Here is a 17247-nt window from a genome sequence, read left to right as displayed (position 1 = left end):
ATGTTACCACCTGAAAACAGCCCGCCGCACAGAACTTACGGCAGGCTGTTTGTTTTGTTGTTTGCGTTACAGGGCCTGTTCCAGTGCGGCGGGCGTCCGCTCCACCTTGCTGATATCAGCGCCCAGACCGCGCAGCTTTTCCACGATATTCTCGTAGCCGCGCTCGATATGACCGATCTCCTCGATCTCGCTGGTGCCATCGGCCATCAGAGCAGCCACTACCATAGCTGCACCGGCACGCAGGTCGGAAGCGCGCAGCGGTGCGGGGCTGAGCTTTTCTACGCCCTCAAACACGGCTACCTGACCGTCCACCTGTACGCTGGCTCCCATCTTGCGCAGCTCGTCCACATAGCGGAAACGATTATCCCACACGCTCTCGGTGATGGTGCTGGTGCCCTTAGCCACGCTCAGCAGCACACCCATCAGGGGCTGCATATCGGTGGGGAAGCCGGGGTGCGGCATGGTGTTGATCTTCAGCGGCAGAATATCGCCGGTACGGGATACCCGCACAGCATCGTCAAATTCTTCCACTGTGATCCCTGCACGGCGCAGCTTGGCCGTGATGGGCTCCAAATGCTTGGGGGTAACATTCTTGATGAGCACATCGCCGCCGGTGGCAGCGGCAGCCACCATGTAGCTGCCGGCTTCAATCTGATCCGGAATGATGCTGTAAGTGCAGCCGTGCATCTTTTCCACGCCGCGCACCTTGATGACATCCGTACCGGCACCACGCACATCTGCGCCGCACATATTCAAAAAGTTTGCCAAGTCCACCACATGGGGCTCCTTGGCGCAGTTTTCCAGAATGGTCTGGCCCTTGGCCATGACCGCAGAGAGCATACCGTTCATGGTAGCGCCCACGCTGACCTTATCAAAGAAGATATGGGCACCGGTCAGCTCCTGCTTGGTGCGCACGGTGATCATGCCGTAATCCACGCTGTCCTCTGCGCCCAGTGCGCTGAACACCTTCAGGTGCTGGTCGATGGGGCGGGGGCCCAGATTGCAGCCGCCGGGCATGGCCACCTGTGCCTTGCCGAAGCGGGAAAGCAGCGCACCGAGGAAGTAGTAGCTGGCGCGCATCTGGCGGGACAGATCGTCTGGCACATTGGTAGTGACCAGATGCCGCGTATCGATCTCGTAGGTGTTGCGGTTGAGCATCTTCACCTGTGCACCCAGGGTGCTCAGGATCTTGAGGCTGACCGACACATCGCTGATATCAGGCAGATTTTCGATCACGCAGACATCCGCTGCCAGAATAGTAGCAGGCAGAATACCCACAGCCGCATTTTTTGCGCCGGAAATAGTCACTTCTCCGTGCAGGGGCTTACCGCCGGTAATAACAAATTTCTCCACTTTTATGATCTCCTTGTCAAAGGCCTGTGCCACAGGCCTGTTAAGGCTACTGAAAGCATTCCATTTCGTTACTTGTACTGCCGGGGTGTACAGATTTACCAACACCGGGGCGGTTTTATAACTATCCTATTATACACTACTTCCACAAAAAAGCAAAGCCCGATTTGTATCTGTTTCATTATTTTCTGTTTTGCCCAGATTACACGCGGATATTCCAAAAATTTATTGGGTTTTTCATCAATTTTGGCCAAATCTGACCCAAATTTTACCCTTTGGCGATATCACCAAACGTGATCCTCGCACCGCGCCTCCGGGATCCAGCCCAGCTGATAGGCCGTTACCAGCTGCTTGAGGTCGTGCACGCGCTCCCGCAGCACCTCGCCCTCGTCCGTATCTTCCACGAGGATGCGATGATTTTCGGTCTCCAGAATGTTCTTCTGGGACAGGATGTCCAAGTTCTCCCGCACCGCCTTTTCTGCGCTTTCAAAGGGCTGATGGGTGCGCAGGGACATGGTGCGGCTGGAATACACCAGCGTGTAGCCCGCAATGCCGGTCTTTTCGTGGTAGGCGCGGCAGAACCCGCCATCGATGACCACCAGCCGTCCCCCGCCCTTGATGGGACTCTCGCCGTTTTTCTCCTGCACCGGCACATGGCCGTTGACGATATGGCTCGTGCCCGGCAGACCGAACTCTGCCAGAATGCGGCGGCAGGCGGCTTCGTCGTTGTACCAGCTATAATAAGGGTCCTTGACCTCCGTATGGGTGGCGGGGTCTGCGATATACAGCCGCTCGAAGGTGGTCATGGCGCTGCGGCCAAACAGCGGCGAAAGTTTGCCGCACCACAGATACCACAGAAAATCCTGTCCGCTCTGGCGGGCGGCGCTGCCCTCTGCCCCGTAGTAGCCACGGCGGGCGCGGGCGTCGCAGTAATCCATCAGGGCACGACCGGAGTAGCGGCGTCCCTCGAAGTGCTCCACCGCAAAGCCGCCCTTCGTGTTCATGGGCACAGCGCCGTGGTAGAGCAGATTGCCGTTTTCAATGTGATACACGCTGCCCTTGGCATACAAAAATTCAATGTGCTGCTGTAATCTTTCGCTCTGCCGGAAAGACTGCACCAGCTTGTGCAGCACCAGTTCCTCGTCCGGGTTCAGCTTTGCGGGGTCTGCCGGGTCTACCGTGGGGAAAGAGGTGTCCCGCAGGGGGTAGCACTTCTCCCCTACCTGCACAGTATGGGTACTCCAATCGATGCGGCGCAGATAATCCCGCCCCTGCATCTGGAAATCCGGGTTGCGGTCGATGACCTGACACTCCAGCTTGAACATGAGGATGGAGATGGCCTTGTGCATCACGGCGCAGCGGTGGAGCATTCCTTCCGTATAGGGGCCGCGGGCGGCGTCCGTGTGGGGCATCCAGATGGAAAGATCATCCTCACCATAGAACTGCTCCGCCATGCGCTGTAAGTGCCGCAGATTGATGCCGTAGCAATCCTCCAGCATGCCATGGTTATGGTAGGCCAGCGTAGTTTTAAGTACCGTACAGATGCAGATGGGACTGCCAGCGGCAGCACCCATCCACACCACGTCATGGTTGCCCCACTGGATATCCACGTTATGGTGGCGCATCAACAAATCCAGAATAATGTCCGGGCGGGGGCCACGGTCGAACAGGTCGCCCACGATATGCAGCTTATCCACCGCCAGATGCTTGATCAGCTCGCACAGCCGCACAATAAAGCGGTCGGCGCGGCCGTTCTCGATGATGCTGCCCACGATCTGGCCGTAGTACAGGTCTTTATCGTGATCCTCAAAATGGGCGTGGAGCAGCTCGTCCAGAATATAGCCGCAGCTGGACGGCAGACAGCCGCGCACATGGTCGCGGGTGTGCTTGGAGGACACCAGACGGCAGATATCGATCAGCTGGAGAAGGGTCTGGGTATACCACTGCTCCAGCGCATCCTCAGTGGTGCAGCGTGCTTTAAGCTGAGGCAGCTTTTCGGTGGGATAGTAGATCAGGGTGGCAAGCTCTGCACGGGCTGCCTCCGGCATGGTGTCACCCAGCACGGCATCCACCTTTTCCCGGATGACACCGGAGGCGGAGTTCAGGATGTGCACAAAGGCCTCGTTTTCGCCGTGCAGGTCGCTCATGAAATGCTCCGTGCCTTTGGGCAGCTTGAGCAGCGCCTGTGTGCTGATGATCTCGCTGGCAGCTGCCGCCTGCGAGGGGTAATCTCTGGCCAGCAGGGTCAGGTACTTCAGGTTGTCGCGGATCTCATCGGTTTCGGTGCGCATGGCTTCCTCCATCGTAACGCATTCCTTGCCCTGCAAAGATGTTGCGTTTTTTGTATTATCGTTTCTCTATATTTCAGTATAGCACGAATGGCACCAAAAGTGGTATACTGAATACGAAAATTTTAAGCAAAGGACTTTGGATATTATGCCGAAAACCATTTCCGTTCCCACTCGCTGTACCCTCTGCCCCCGCCGCTGCGGTGCTGACCGTGCCGCCGGGCGCACCGGCTTCTGCGGGGCAGGCGCTACGCTAAAAGCTGCCCGCGCTGCCCTGCACCACTGGGAGGAGCCCTGCATCAGCGGTACAAGGGGCAGCGGCACGGTGTTCTTTTCCGGCTGCACCCTGAAGTGCTGCTTCTGCCAGAACTATCCCATCAGCGCCGAGGGGCTGGGCAAAGAGATCACCGTGGAGCACTTGGCCGAAATCTTTTTAAATTTACAGGCGCAGGGCGCACACAACATCAATCTGGTCACTCCCGGACAGTGGCAACCGTGGATCATTGCCACGCTGGACATTGCCCGCGCCAAAGGGCTGCGTCTGCCCATCGTGTGCAACACCGGCGGCTACGAGACGGTGGAAAGCGTGGAGGCGTGGCACGGGTATATTGATATCTGGCTGGCTGATTTAAAATATGTATCCTCTGCCCTTTCCGCAAAGCTTTCCGCCGCGCCGGACTACTTTGCACAGGCAAAGCCCGCCATTGAAGCCATGATGGCGCAGGCCGGGCATCCGGTGTTCGATGCAGACGGCATCCTGCAAAAGGGGGTCATTCTGCGGCATCTGGCGCTGCCGGGTCATGTGGAGGACAGCTTTGCCGTACTGGACCAGATGGCTGCATGGAACGACGCCGACCCCGGGTGCTTTCTGCCCAGCGTCATGAGCCAGTATACCCCCTTCTACAAGGCCGCAGAGCACGGCATCGGGCGGCGCATCACCACCTACGAATACCGCCGGGTGGTGAACTACGCCATGGACAAGGGGCTTGTGCAGGGCTATATGCAGCAAAAGAGCAGCGCCAAAGAAGAATACACCCCCAGCTTTGACCTGACCGGGGTGTAATTCCGCATTAAGGCAGCTTTTTCGGCAACTTTACCAAATTTTATGGTTTATTTTCTCTTGCTTGCGCGTGCAAACCCTTGCATTCTGTCCGGGAACGCACTATAATGGATACAACGATGTGTTAATAGTTGCGAGTGTCCGCAATGTTATCAGGAGGAGCGTTATGGAACATTTCAATCCGATCCTTGGCAGCGAACCCAATGGCCAGAAGTTCATCACCTGTGGTGAGATCATGCTGCGCCTGACCCCGCCGAACTACGAAAAGATCCGCATGGCATCCGCTTTTGAGGCCAGCTATGGCGGCAGCGAGGCCAACATTGCGCTGGCGCTGGCAAACCTTGGCGTGGACAGCACCTTTTTCAGCGTAGTGCCCAATAACAGTCTGGGCAAGAGCGCTGTGCGCTGGCTGCGCTCCAACGATGTGCACTGCACCCCCATGATCCTGACCGAGCCGGACGAGACCCCTTCTAACCGTCTGGGTACTTATTATCTGGAGACCGGCTACGGCATCCGCGCTTCCAAGGTCATCTACGACCGCAAACACAGCGCCATTACCGAGTACGATTTCTCTCAGGTGGATCTGGACGCTCTGCTGGAGGGCTACGACTGGCTGCACCTCAGCGGCATTACCCCGGCGCTGGCTCCCAACTGCCGCAGCCTGATCCTTGATATGCTGAAGGTTGCCAAGAAAAAGGGCCTGACCGTGAGCTTTGACGGCAACTTCCGCTCCACCCTGTGGACCTGGGAGGAAGCACGGGATTTCTGTACCGAGTGCCTGCCCTATGTGGATGTGCTGCTGGGCATTGAGCCCTACCACCTGTGGAAGGACGAAAACGACCACAGCAAGGGCGACTGGAAGGACGGCGTGCCCCTGCAACCCAGCTACGAGCAGCAGGACGAGATCTTCCAGCGGTTCATCGAGCGCTACCCCAACCTGAAGTGCATCGCCCGCCATGTGCGCTACGCTCACAGCGGCAGCGAGAACAGCCTGAAGGCCTTTATGTGGTACGAGGGTCACACCTTCGAGAGCAAGCTGTACACCTTTAACATTCTGGACCGCGTGGGCGGCGGCGACGCCTTTGCCAGCGGCCTGATCTACGCCATGCTGCACAACTACAAGGCCATGGATATGATCAACTTTGCAGTGGCCAGCAGCGCCATCAAGCACACCATCCACGGCGACGCCAACATCACCGATGATGTGAGCACCATCCGCAACCTGATGAACATGAACTACGATATCAAGCGGTAAGCCGCATACAGCAACAGGCTCCCTGCCATTGGCGGGGAGCCTGTTTTGCACATATTGTGGGATTCACGCTACGGTATCAGCCCCATACCACAGCTTTTTCAGCCAGCCCGAAAAGCTGCACTTCGTATCGGAGGTTTTCTCCGCTATAGGCTGCTTTGCTGCAGACGACCCGCTGAGATCCAGGCCAGCCTTTTGTTTGAGGGTCAGGATCCGCCGGACACTTTCGTTCAGGCGCTCTTCTGAAAGCGTGCCGTCCTCCACTGCCTGAACTACACCATCAAAGGCCGCGCGCAGATCACTGGGCATCAGCAGCACATCCACACCGGCTCGAAGTGCTGCCACAGCCGATTCCGCCGGCGTAAAGTGGTTTTTGATGGCATTCATTTCCAGTGCATCGGTTACGATCACGCCCTGAAAGCCCAATTCTCCGCGCAGCCGCTCGGTTATCATCGTGTAGGACAGCGATGCCGGCAGGCCGTCCGTGGTCGCATTCGGGGTCGTGATGTGCGCCGTCATGACCACATCGGCCCCGGCGGCGATCCCAGCCTTAAAGGGAAGCATTTCCATCGCTTTCATTTCTTCCCAGGTCTTGTAGGATGTCGCTGTTCCGTAGTGGCTGTCCTGTCCGGTATCCCCATGGCCCGGAAAATGCTTTACCGTGCAGAGCATCCCGGCCTCGTGGAAGCCCTCCACTGCAGCGGCCACCATCTGCGCCGTCTGCTGCGCATCGGTGGAATAAGCCCGCCTGCCAATGACCGGATTAGCCGGGTTGGAATCCACATCCGCAACCGGTGCAAAATCCAGATTGAACCCGTAAAATCGCAGGTAGCCGCCGATCGTCCGTCCCATCTGGCGGGCCTGCTCCGGGTCGCCTGTTTTGCCAATATCCCGGGCGCTCGTATATTTAGGCAGAGAGAAGGCCTCATGATTTGCCAGCCGGGCTACCGCGCCGCCCTCTTCATCAACGGCCACGATCATCGGTATTTTGGAAGCGCTTTGGAAATCCGCGATCAAGGAGGAAAGCTGGTTCTCGTCCTGAATGTTCTTCTTAAAAACTGTGATGCCGCCCACCGGATACTGTTCCAGATTCTGCCGCATGGTCTGCGTCAGCGTCTTTTTTTCAGGATTCAGTGAAAAGTCCAGCGTTTCAGGGCGCACCCAGAACAGCTGCCCAACCTTTTCCCGCAAAGTCATCGTTGTAAGTTTTGCTTCCACCGCATCCGTTGCTTCTTCCGAGAATGCACTGGGAAGCATCGCACCGGCCAATGCAGCGCTGACGACCAGCGCCGCTGCTCGTTTCCAAAGTTTTCTCATCGCAATCCCTCTTCAGGACAAGATCATGCGGTCATTGGCAAACTCGCCGCCGCTGGCGATCTGGAACTTGGCCAGCAGGTCGGAGACGTGCAGCTTCTGCTTCTCCTCCCCTGCCACATCGTAGATGATGTGCCCCTCGTGCATCATGATCAGCCGGTTGCCGTATTTGATGGCATCCTTCATGTTGTGGGTGATCATCATGGTGGTCAGATGGTTTTCTTCCACGATGCGTGCCGAAAGGGTAAGCACCTTCAGCGCCGTTTTGGGGTCCAGTGCGGCGGTGTGCTCATCCAGCAGCAGGAGCTTCGGCTTGTTCATGGTAGCCATCAGCAAAGTCAGCGCCTGCCGCTGACCGCCGGAAAGCAGTCCCACGCGGGCGGTCAGGCGATCCTCAAGGCCCAGATCAAGGGTCTTGAGCAGCTCGCGGTACTGCTCCCGCTCGGCCTTGGTGATGCCGATGCGCAGGGTGCGGCGCTTGCCGCGCCGGGCTGCCAGCGCCAAGTTTTCCTCGATCTGCATGGTGGCGGCAGTGCCGGTCATGGGGTCCTGGAACACGCGGCCAATGTAGGCGGCGCGCTGATGCTCGCTCAGACGGGTGACGTCCACACCGTCGATCAAAATTTTGCCCTCGTCCACTGGCCACACACCGGCCACGGCATTCAGCATGGTGGATTTACCCGCACCGTTGCCGCCGATGACGGTGACAAAATCGCCCTCGTTCAGCTTCAGGTTCAGGCCGTTCAGGGCGGTCTTCTGGTTCACTGTACCTGCATTGAAGGTTTTGGAAACATTTTGAATCTCAAGCATTTTTTGCGTCCTCCTTTGCCTTTTTGACCGGCTTCGAGAAGTATTTGCCCTTCCAGTACGGCACGGCAAGGAACACTGCCACCACAGAGGCACTCAGCAGCTTGAGCAGGTTTGCATCAAAGCCCAGTGTCAGCACCAGCTGAATGACGATATAATAGATGATCGCGCCGATGGAAACAGAGGCCAGCTTGAGGGCAAAGTTGTGGAAGATGCGGCTAAACACGGCCTCGCCAATGATGACGGCAGCCAGACCGATGACAATAGCACCGCGTCCCATGCCGACGTCTGCAAAGCCCTGATACTGGCTGAGCAGCGCACCGGACAAAGCCACCAGCGCATTGGAGACGGCCAGACCCAGCACGATGTTGAAGTTGGTGTTGATGCCCTGTGCGCGGGACATGGCAGGGTTAGAGCCGGTAGCACGGATGCCGCAGCCCAGCTCCGTACCGAAGAACCAGTACAGCACCCCGATGACCACCGCCGTAGCAAGGATAACCATGATAATGGGGTTATGCAGGGCAAATTCCTTGACCCAGCGCAGGGAGATGAGCAGGCCGTACTTATCCACGTTGATGGACTGGTTGGCCTTGCCCATGATCTTCAGGTTGATGGAATACAGCGCCAGCTGGGTCAGGATACCGGCCAGAATGGCGGGAATGCCCATAAAGGTGTGCAGCAGGCCGGTGACAAGGCCGGTAGCAAGGCCGGCCAGCACAGCCACCAGCAATGCTGCCCAAACGTTCATGCCGGAAAGCAGGCACATGACGCACACCGCGCCGCCGGTGCCAAAGCTGCCGTCCACGGTCAGGTCGGCTACATCCAGAATACGGTAGGTCAGGTACACGCCGATGGCCATGATACCCCAGATAAGCCCCTGCGCACAGGCACCCGGTAAAGCGCCCGGCAGGTTTGCAAGTCTTGCAATGATCTCCAAAACAATTTCCTCCTAAACGTTACACTTTTTTTATCTCCCGCTTTGATACGGGAAAGCGGAGAAGAGTAAAAATTCACTCTTCTCCGCTATTTTTATATTGTTCCGGTTTTGCTGTTATCAGGCTTCGATTTCTACATAGCCTTCCGGTACGGTCAGGCCAAGGTCATCGCAGACAGCTTTGTTGTACTTCTTGGTCACATCGGTGTACTCGATGGGCATGGTGGAGATGTCGCTCTCACCGTTCAGGATCTTGACTGCCATCTCACCGGTGGTGTAGCCCAAGTCGTAGTAGCTGATGGACAGGGTAGCCACGCCGCAGCCGGAGCAGATGCCCTCCTCACCGGCGAATACAGGCTTCTTAGCCGGGCGGCAGATGCCGTCCACGATGCCGGTGTTGGCGGCAACGGTGTTATCAGTGGGCACATACAGCGCATCGTTCTCGTCTGCAGCCTTCTGGCAGACGGAGGACAGATCGTTGGAATCCGAGAAAGCGTACTGGGTAGCAGTTACACCCTTGGCCTCCAGATACTTCTGCACTTCGTCTACCTGATACTGGCTGTTTGCCTCGGCAGAGCAGTACAGCAGGCCGACCTTCTTGACCTCGGGCATCCACTCCACGATCATATCTGCCTGCTGATCCAGCGGTGCCAGATCGGAGGTTCCGGAGACGTTGCCGCCCACGGTGCCGGAGAAGTTGTCCAGACCCAGTGCCACACCGTACTCGGTAACAGAGGTGCCCAGAATGGGGATGGTGTTGGTAGCAGCCTGTGCAGCCTGCAGAGCAGGGGTAGCGTTTGCCATGATCAGTGCCACGCTGGAAGAAACAAAGCCGTTGGCAATGGTGGCGCAGGTAGCGGAATCGCCCTGTGCATTCTGGAAGTCGAAGGTGACGTTCTCGCCAAAGGAAGCGGTCAGGGCGTCCTCAAAGCCCTGCGTAGCGGCATCCAGTGCAGCGTGCTGCACCAGCTGGCAGATGCCAACGGTGAACTTTTCTCCGTTGGAAGCCGCAGCGACCGATGCAGAAGCAACCGTGGAGGATGTTGCCGCAGAAGATGCGGAGGAAGAACCGCCGCAGGCAGAAAGAGCAGCTGCTGCACCGCAGGCAGCGGCAGCAGTCAGGAAGGAACGACGAGTGATTTTACGCATATTGATGATCTCCTCTATCTCCAGCCCTTGCAGCCAACAGGACGCCGCACTCCGGGCCGATATTGTAAGCGGATCAATCAAGGTTCGCTTTACACTCGTGAAGTATATCACAGAATCGCTGGCAAAACAATCCACTTTTGCCCGAAAACGGCCTTTATTATCGATTCAAGTAAAGCCATCCATCAATTATTTTGAACAATTATTTCGTTTTTTCTGATACTCCGTCAGTTTATGCAGCTCCGTGTCCAGCGTTTGCAGGTTTGCTTCCAGCTGCGGCAGATAGTCCTGCGTATAATCGTAGCCAAAATACAGTGCCTGCCAGAGCTTTGCCTGCATCCTGCGCACCAGTACCGGGCTGAGCACTGTCTCCAGCTGTTCCACCGTATCTTCTAGCGCCATGCAGGTCTGCGCCCAGCGCACATCAATGGCTTCCCGGGCGGGCACATCGTAGCGGGCAAGGTAATCCTGCACCCTTGCTTCGATCACCTGCCCGCCGCAGCCGGTGGGCTGTAAAAAGTAGTGAACCTCCCCTGCCCGGCTGATCTCCTGCGCCAGCGGATACAGCGCACATACCAACGGCTCTGCCTCATGGATGGCGCAGTGGTTTTCGGTCAGAAAGGGGCAGTTATTGCGGTTTTCCTTGACCGGGGCAAGCCGCAGCACCGGTAAATGGCTCACCCTGCCTATGCTGCTGCGGCAGTAGCCCCGTGCCACGATCTGCGGCGGCAGACGCAGCCGAGCAGCAATACGCCACAAATCATAGCCGGACAGCACGATATCCTCCCGCCCGCGGCAGCAGTTGCCGCAGCCCGCACAGGTAAAACGGAACTGCGCATCCCGTTCCAGCAGAGGCATGGCATCGGTACGGGTAAAATTTATCTGTCCGCACAGGTCAATGGCTTCGTCTCGCATAGTCAAACATCCTTTTCCATGATAGAATGTCCCTATTGTACCGCCGAAGCACCCGGTTTGCAAGGCGAGCCCTGTGTAACGCGGTTATTTTTTATCCGCCAGTTTCCGGTACACATGCACTGCATCGCGGATATTGTACTGCTCCGTTCCATGGTCTCCAGGCGCGGCAAGCGTAACAAGGATATACTCCTTTCCATTCACGGTGGCAAGGCTGGCCAGACACAGCCCTGCGGCGGCGGTATACCCTGTTTTGCCGCCCTCGATTTGTGCCCCCTCGGGAAGCTCTGTTCCGTCCAGCTTGCCCAGCAGTGTACTGGTCAGCGAAACGCCTTCCGGGTGCTGCGCAGTCGCTGTGGTGGTGTAGTGCTCCGCAGTAAAAATGGTGCGAAAGGTCGCATTGTGTAATGCTGCCTGCAAGAGCTTTGCCATATCTGCCGCACTGGAATAGTGCTCGGTATCCGTCAGGCCGGTGGGATTGGTAAAATGGGTATTCTTCATACCAAGCTCTGCAGCCTTTTGGTTCATCAGTGCGGCAAAGTTATCCTCACTGCCGCTCACCAGCCGCGCCAGCGTCTCACAGCATTCTGCACCGGAAGGCAGCATCGCACCATAGAGCAAGTCCCGCACCGTGACTGTCTCCCCGGGCGCAAAGCCTGCCATAGATGCTCTTTCGATCTGCAAGGCCGGGAAAATACCCTCCGGCAGTGTTACCTGCTTATCCAAATCCGGCTCTGCCTCAATGGCCAGCAGTATGGTCATCATTTTTGTCAGAGATGCCGGTGCAGTGCGCTCGTCAGCACGTTTCTGCGCCAGTACCTGCCCGCTTTGGGCGTCCAGCAAGATCGCATGTCGGCTGGCTGTATCCAGCAGAACGTTCTGCCGCAGAAACAGTACCAGCAGCACAAGCAGCGCCGCCAGAATACATAGCCGCCGACAGCGGCGGTGGAATCGTTTCATGTTTAGTCGCATCCTTTTTGCAAAATTGTAAAGCGCTTTCACCTCTTAACACGAGGCAAAAGCGCTTTTTCCTGCAAATTTGCGGCTATGTATTTTTATGTTCATGCAACAAAAAAGCCCTGAGATTTCTCTCAGAGCTCTTTGTTAAGTCGGCGACTACCTATTTTCACAAGCCGTTTCCAGCTAACTATCTTCGGCACAAGTAAGCTTAACTTCTGTGTTCGGAATGGGAACAGGTGGAACCTTACCGTCATCGACACCGACCGATTTGACTGAATCAGTATAACACATTTCTGTGCTTCTGTCCAGTATTTCTTAGAAGGACGTGCCTTCAAAACTGAATAATCACTGCTAACATTTTTTCGTTGACTTAAAAGTCTCAAGCGAATTGTGGTCAAGCCCTCGACCTATTAGTACATGCTTGCTGAATGGATCACTCCACTTACACATCATGCCTATCAACCTTGTAGTCTTCAAGGGGTCTTACTTGTTTGAAACAATGGGATATCTTATCTTTGGGTCGGCTTCACGCTTAGATGCTTTCAGCGTTTATCCGATCCGTACATAGTTGCCCAGCTATGCCCTTGGCAGAACAACTGGTGCGCCAGAGGTACGTCCGCTCCGGTCCTCTCGTACTAGGAACAGCTCCCATCAAATATCCTGCGCCCACGACAGATAGGGACCGAACTGTCTCACGACGTTCTGAACCCAGCTCGCGTACCGCTTTAATTGGCGAACAGCCAAACCCTTGGGACCGAATACAGCCCCAGGATGCGATGAGCCGACATCGAGGTGCCAAACCTCCCCGTCGATGTGGACTCTTGGGGGAGATCAGCCTGTTATCCCCAGGGTAACTTTTATCCGTTGAGCGATGGCATTTCCACTCACATACCACCGGATCACTAACTCCAACTTTCGTTACTGCTCGACCCGTCAGTCTCGCAGTTAGGCTCGCTTCTGCGTTTGCACTCTTTTGCTTGATTTCCGTTCAAGCTGAGCGAACCTTTGAACGCCTCCGTTACTCTTTAGGAGGCGACCGCCCCAGTCAAACTGCCCACCTAACAATGTCCCCCGCCTTGATTCAAAGGCGCAGGTTAGAATTCCAATATCGCAAGGATGGTATCCCAACGGCCACTCCACAAATGCCAAAGCACTTGTTTCCCTGTGTCCCATCTATCCTGTGCATGCAACATCGAAACCCAATATTAGGCTACAGTAAAGCTCCATGGGGTCTTTCCGTCTTGTCGCGGGTAACCGGCATCTTCACCGGTACTACAATTTCGCCGGGCGGGCTGTCGAGACAGTGCCCAAATCATTACGCCTTTCATGCGGGTCAGAACTTACCTGACAAGGAATTTCGCTACCTTAGGACCGTTATAGTTACGGCCGCCGTTCACTGGGGCTTCGATTCAATGCTTGCACATCTCCTCTTAACCTTCCAGCACCGGGCAGGCGTCAGCTCGTATACGTCATCTTTCGATTTAGCACAAACCTGTGTTTTTGGTAAACAGTTGCTTGGGCCGATTCTCTGCGGCTCCATCTCTGGAGCACCCCTTCTCCCGAAGTTACGGGGTCAATTTGCCGAGTTCCTTAACAACCCTTCTCCCGTTGGCCTTAGAATCTTCTTCCTACCTACCTGTGTCGGTTTGCGGTACGGGCACCGCAGAAATACACACAGCTTTTCTCGCCATCTTCCATCCCGGACTTCGGTACTAACTTCCCTCGATCGCTACCGGAACCAACACCCGGCTCCGAGACTTCAAATGTGTCCCTGTGTTTAACTCTTTTGGTGGTGACGGAATCTCTACCGTCTGTGCATCGGCTACGCCGTTAGGCCTCACCTTAGCTCCCGACTAACCTGGAGCGGACGAACCTTCCTCCAGAAACCTGAGGCTTTCGGCCATGCAGATTCTCACTGCATTCGCGCTACTCATTCCGGCATTCTCACTTCTATACACTCCACAGCCGCTTGCGCTACTGTTTCACCGCGTATACAACGCTCCCCTACCCAATACATTGCTGTATTGCCTAAGCTTCGGTGTCAGGTTTAGCCCCGTTAAATTCTCCGCGCAAAGACGCTCGACCAGTGAGCTATTACGCACTCTTTGAATGTGTGGCTGCTTCTGAGCCAACATCCTGGTTGTCTACGTATCTTCACATCGTTTTCCACTTAACCTGACTTTGGGACCTTAGCTGTAGATCTGGGCTGTTTCCCTTTTGACAATGACATTTATCTGACACTGTCTGACTCCCAAGCATCAATACTCTGGCATTCTGAGTTTGATAAGCTTCGCTAACCTCTCGGCCGCTAGGCTATTCAGTGCTTTACCTCCAGGTATCTAACTTGAGGCTAGTCCTAAAACTATTTCGGGGAGAACCAGCTATCTCCGGGTTCGATTGGAATTTCTCCGCTACCCACAGTTCATCCGCCGCCTTTTCAACGGAGGTCGGTTCGGTCCTCCATGGAATTTTACTTCCACTTCAACCTGACCATGGGTAGGTCACCCGGTTTCGGGCCCATTGTATGCAACTTAACGCCCTTTTCAAACTCGCTTTCGCTTCGGCTCCAGACCTTAAGTCCTTAACCTTGCTGCATACAATCGCTCGCCGGACCGTTCTACAAAAAGTACCCTATCACACTTTGACGTGCTCTAGGTGCTTGTAGGCACAGGGTTTCAGGTTCTTTTTCACTCCCCTCCCGGGGTGCTTTTCACCTTTCCTTCACAGTACTATACGCTATCGGTCACTGGGTAGTATTTAGGGTTGGAGGGTGGTCCCCCCGTATTCCGACCAGGTTTCACGTGTCTGGCCGTACTCTGGAACTCGCTCAGCTCTTGTCGTTTTCACCTACGTGGTTCTCACACTCTCTGACCGGCCTTCCCATGCCGTTCGGTTAACAACTTAAGTCCTAAATGCGGTCCGTACCCCGGAAGTATTTCTACTCCCGGTTTGCCCTCTTCCGCGTTCGCTCGCCACTACTTACGGAATCTCGTTTGATGTCTCTTCCTCGCCCTACTTAGATGTTTCAGTTCAGGCGGTTCCCTCGATATACCTATTTTTAAGTTCAGTATAACGTACCTGAGTATGAACCCAGGTGAGTTTCCTCATTCAGAAATCTCCGGATCAATGCTTATTTGCAGCTCCCCGAAGCTTATCGCAGCTTATCACGTCTTTCATCGGCTCCCAGTGCCAAGGCATTCGCCCTGCGCCCTTGTTCGCTTGACCTTTCAAACGTTCTTTAAGAACATTTGGTATCCTCTTGATTCTCTCTTGCCAACGAAGATTATTGTTACCCTTCCTTTTGAAATTGTAATATTTCTTAAAAAAGAACTTACTATAATCTTTGTTTCGCAGTTATTATTCAGTTTTCAAGGTACGTCTTTGAGTGTCCTTTTCAGGGCCCTCAAAATCGAACAATATCTACTTAAACTTTAACTTGTCACCTGTTCCAATGACCGACCATCTTAGATGCTCTGTCATTGCCTGACTCCTTAGAAAGGAGGTGATCCAGCCGCAGGTTCTCCTACGGCTACCTTGTTACGACTTCACCCCAATCACCAGTTTTACCTTCGGCGGCGTCCTCCTTGCGGTTAGACTACCGACTTCGGGTCCCCCCGGCTCTCATGGTGTGACGGGCGGTGTGTACAAGGCCCGGGAACGTATTCACCGCAGCATGCTGATCTGCGATTACTAGCAATTCCGACTTCGTGCAGGCGAGTTGCAGCCTGCAGTCCGAACTGGGACGTTGTTTCTGAGTTTTGCTCCACCTCGCGGTCTTGCTTCTCTTTGTTTAACGCCATTGTAGTACGTGTGTAGCCCAAGTCATAAAGGGCATGATGATTTGACGTCATCCCCACCTTCCTCCGTTTTGTCAACGGCAGTCTGGCCAGAGTCCTCTTGCGTAGTAACTGACCATAAGGGTTGCGCTCGTTGCGGGACTTAACCCAACATCTCACGACACGAGCTGACGACAACCATGCACCACCTGTCTCTGCGTCCCGAAGGAAACACATATTTCTATGTGCGTCGCAGGATGTCAAGACTTGGTAAGGTTCTTCGCGTTGCGTCGAATTAAACCACATACTCCACTGCTTGTGCGGGCCCCCGTCAATTCCTTTGAGTTTCAACCTTGCGGTCGTACTCCCCAGGTGGATTACTTATTGTGTTAACTGCGGCACTGAAGGGGTCAATCCTCCAACACCTAGTAATCATCGTTTACAGTGTGGACTACCAGGGTATCTAATCCTGTTTGCTACCCACACTTTCGAGCCTCAGCGTCAGTTGGTGCCCAGTAGGCCGCCTTCGCCACTGGTGTTCCTCCCGATATCTACGCATTCCACCGCTACACCGGGAATTCCGCCTACCTCTGCACTACTCAAGAAAAACAGTTTTGAAAGCAGTTCATGGGTTGAGCCCATGGATTTCACTTCCAACTTGTCTTCCCGCCTGCGCTCCCTTTACACCCAGTAATTCCGGACAACGCTTGTGACCTACGTTTTACCGCGGCTGCTGGCACGTAGTTAGCCGTCACTTCCTTGTTGAGTACCGTCATTATCTTCCTCAACAACAGGAGTTTACAATCCGAAGACCTTCTTCCTCCACGCGGCGTCGCTGCATCAGGGTTTCCCCCATTGTGCAATATTCCCCACTGCTGCCTCCCGTAGGAGTCTGGGCCGTGTCTCAGTCCCAATGTGGCCGTTCAACCTCTCAGTCCGGCTACCGATCGTCGCCTTGGTGGGCCATTACCTCACCAACTAGCTAATCGGACGCGAGGCCATCTCAAAGCGGATTGCTCCTTTTCCCTCTGCTCGATGCCGAGCCGTGGGCTTATGCGGTATTAGCAGTCGTTTCCAACTGTTGTCCCCCTCTTTGAGGCAGGTTCCTCACGCGTTACTCACCCGTTCGCCACTCGCTCAAGAAAGCAAGCTCTCTCTCGCTCGTTCGACTTGCATGTGTTAGGCGCGCCGCCAGCGTTCGTCCTGAGCCAGGATCAAACTCTTTATAAATGATATTTATCACTTAAAAGTGTTAAATCTTGTTTCGCTCAGCACGCAATCGCTTGCGTCCTGTGTGAATTACCTTTGTTTGGAATTGTTTACCGTGTTTTTCCAACACGAATATAGGTTCCGTTACAAGTTCTTTCGATATTGTTCAATTTTCAAGGTCCTGTGCGCCGCAGCCTTGCGGCTGACGACTTGATTATTTTACCACAGAAGCGGTTTTT

General features: G+C 55.1%; 10 protein-coding genes and 3 rRNA genes. 2 read left to right on the top strand and 11 right to left on the bottom strand.

Features of this window, described 5'->3' with window-relative positions; genetic code table 11:
- Positions 1-66: 66 nt before the first annotated feature.
- Complete coding sequence (locus MTP36_RS07490) at positions 67-1353, bottom strand: UDP-N-acetylglucosamine 1-carboxyvinyltransferase (protein WP_249254316.1); 1287 nt, start codon at positions 1351-1353, stop codon at positions 67-69.
- Between the two features lie 281 nt (positions 1354-1634).
- Positions 1635-3653: a fructose-1,6-bisphosphatase gene (locus MTP36_RS07485; RefSeq protein WP_249254408.1), complete on the bottom strand. Its 2019-nt coding sequence runs from the start codon at positions 3651-3653 to the stop codon at positions 1635-1637.
- Between the two features lie 133 nt (positions 3654-3786).
- Here MTP36_RS07485 and MTP36_RS07480 point away from each other — a divergent pair, with 133 nt between their 5' ends.
- Together MTP36_RS07480 and MTP36_RS07475 are read left to right on the top strand one after the other, a co-directional pair.
- Complete coding sequence (locus tag MTP36_RS07480) at positions 3787-4701, top strand: 4Fe-4S cluster-binding domain-containing protein (protein ID WP_249254314.1); 915 nt, start codon at positions 3787-3789, stop codon at positions 4699-4701.
- Between the two features lie 163 nt (positions 4702-4864).
- Complete coding sequence (locus MTP36_RS07475) at positions 4865-5953, top strand: sugar kinase (protein ID WP_015538573.1); 1089 nt, start codon at positions 4865-4867, stop codon at positions 5951-5953.
- Positions 5954-6016: 63 nt separating this feature from the next.
- On the opposite strand, the gene nagZ is transcribed toward MTP36_RS07475, so the two are convergent.
- From nagZ to MTP36_RS07430, 9 genes are all read right to left on the bottom strand, one after another.
- Positions 6017-7267: a beta-N-acetylhexosaminidase gene (gene nagZ / locus MTP36_RS07470; protein ID WP_249254313.1), complete on the bottom strand. Its 1251-nt coding sequence runs from the start codon at positions 7265-7267 to the stop codon at positions 6017-6019.
- 12 nt (positions 7268-7279) lie between these two features.
- Positions 7280-8074, bottom strand: a complete 795-nt coding sequence (locus tag MTP36_RS07465) for an ABC transporter ATP-binding protein (protein ID WP_055184201.1) — start codon at positions 8072-8074, stop codon at positions 7280-7282.
- On the bottom strand, positions 8067-9008 hold the full coding sequence (locus MTP36_RS07460) for an ABC transporter permease (RefSeq protein ID WP_097780424.1): 942 nt from the start codon (positions 9006-9008) through the stop codon (positions 8067-8069). Before MTP36_RS07460 ends, MTP36_RS07465 begins: the two co-directional genes overlap by 8 nt.
- A 117-nt stretch (positions 9009-9125) precedes the next feature.
- Positions 9126-10154 (bottom strand): ABC transporter substrate-binding protein, encoded by a 1029-nt coding sequence (locus MTP36_RS07455; RefSeq protein ID WP_249254312.1) that lies wholly within the window; start codon positions 10152-10154, stop codon positions 9126-9128.
- A gap of 186 nt (positions 10155-10340) precedes the next feature.
- Positions 10341-11066, bottom strand: a complete 726-nt coding sequence (locus MTP36_RS07450; protein WP_249254311.1) for a YkgJ family cysteine cluster protein — start codon at positions 11064-11066, stop codon at positions 10341-10343.
- 84 nt (positions 11067-11150) lie between these two features.
- Positions 11151-12023: a D-alanyl-D-alanine carboxypeptidase family protein gene (locus MTP36_RS07445; protein WP_249254310.1), complete on the bottom strand. Its 873-nt coding sequence runs from the start codon at positions 12021-12023 to the stop codon at positions 11151-11153.
- Between the two features lie 147 nt (positions 12024-12170).
- Positions 12171-12287 (bottom strand): 5S ribosomal RNA (rrf, locus tag MTP36_RS07440).
- 126 nt (positions 12288-12413) lie between these two features.
- A 23S ribosomal RNA gene (locus MTP36_RS07435) occupies positions 12414-15248 on the bottom strand.
- A gap of 270 nt (positions 15249-15518) precedes the next feature.
- Positions 15519-17029: ribosomal RNA gene (locus MTP36_RS07430) — 16S ribosomal RNA — on the bottom strand.
- The 16S, 23S and 5S rRNA genes sit together here, the layout of an rRNA operon.
- Positions 17030-17247: the final 218 nt, after the last annotated feature.

The sequence above is a fragment of the Faecalibacterium sp. I4-1-79 genome, from assembly GCF_023347235.1.
GTDB classification, from domain to species: domain Bacteria; phylum Bacillota; class Clostridia; order Oscillospirales; family Ruminococcaceae; genus Faecalibacterium; species Faecalibacterium tardum.
This window is presented reverse-complemented; position numbering and strand designations above follow the sequence as displayed.

Bases quoted from the DNA above. Each gene is read 5' to 3' on its own strand.
- MTP36_RS07485 (WP_249254408.1), bottom strand. From the start codon at position 3,653: ATGGAGGAAGCCATGCGCACCGAAACCGATGAGATCCGCGACAACCTG.
- MTP36_RS07480 (WP_249254314.1), top strand. From the start codon at position 3,787: ATGCCGAAAACCATTTCCGTTCCCACTCGCTGTACCCTCTGCCCCCGC.
- MTP36_RS07475 (WP_015538573.1), top strand. From the start codon at position 4,865: ATGGAACATTTCAATCCGATCCTTGGCAGCGAACCCAATGGCCAGAAG.
- nagZ (WP_249254313.1), bottom strand. From the start codon at position 7,267: ATGAGAAAACTTTGGAAACGAGCAGCGGCGCTGGTCGTCAGCGCTGCA.
- MTP36_RS07465 (WP_055184201.1), bottom strand. From the start codon at position 8,074: ATGCTTGAGATTCAAAATGTTTCCAAAACCTTCAATGCAGGTACAGTG.
- MTP36_RS07455 (WP_249254312.1), bottom strand. From the start codon at position 10,154: ATGCGTAAAATCACTCGTCGTTCCTTCCTGACTGCTGCCGCTGCCTGC.
- MTP36_RS07450 (WP_249254311.1), bottom strand. From the start codon at position 11,066: ATGCGAGACGAAGCCATTGACCTGTGCGGACAGATAAATTTTACCCGT.
- MTP36_RS07445 (WP_249254310.1), bottom strand. From the start codon at position 12,023: ATGAAACGATTCCACCGCCGCTGTCGGCGGCTATGTATTCTGGCGGCG.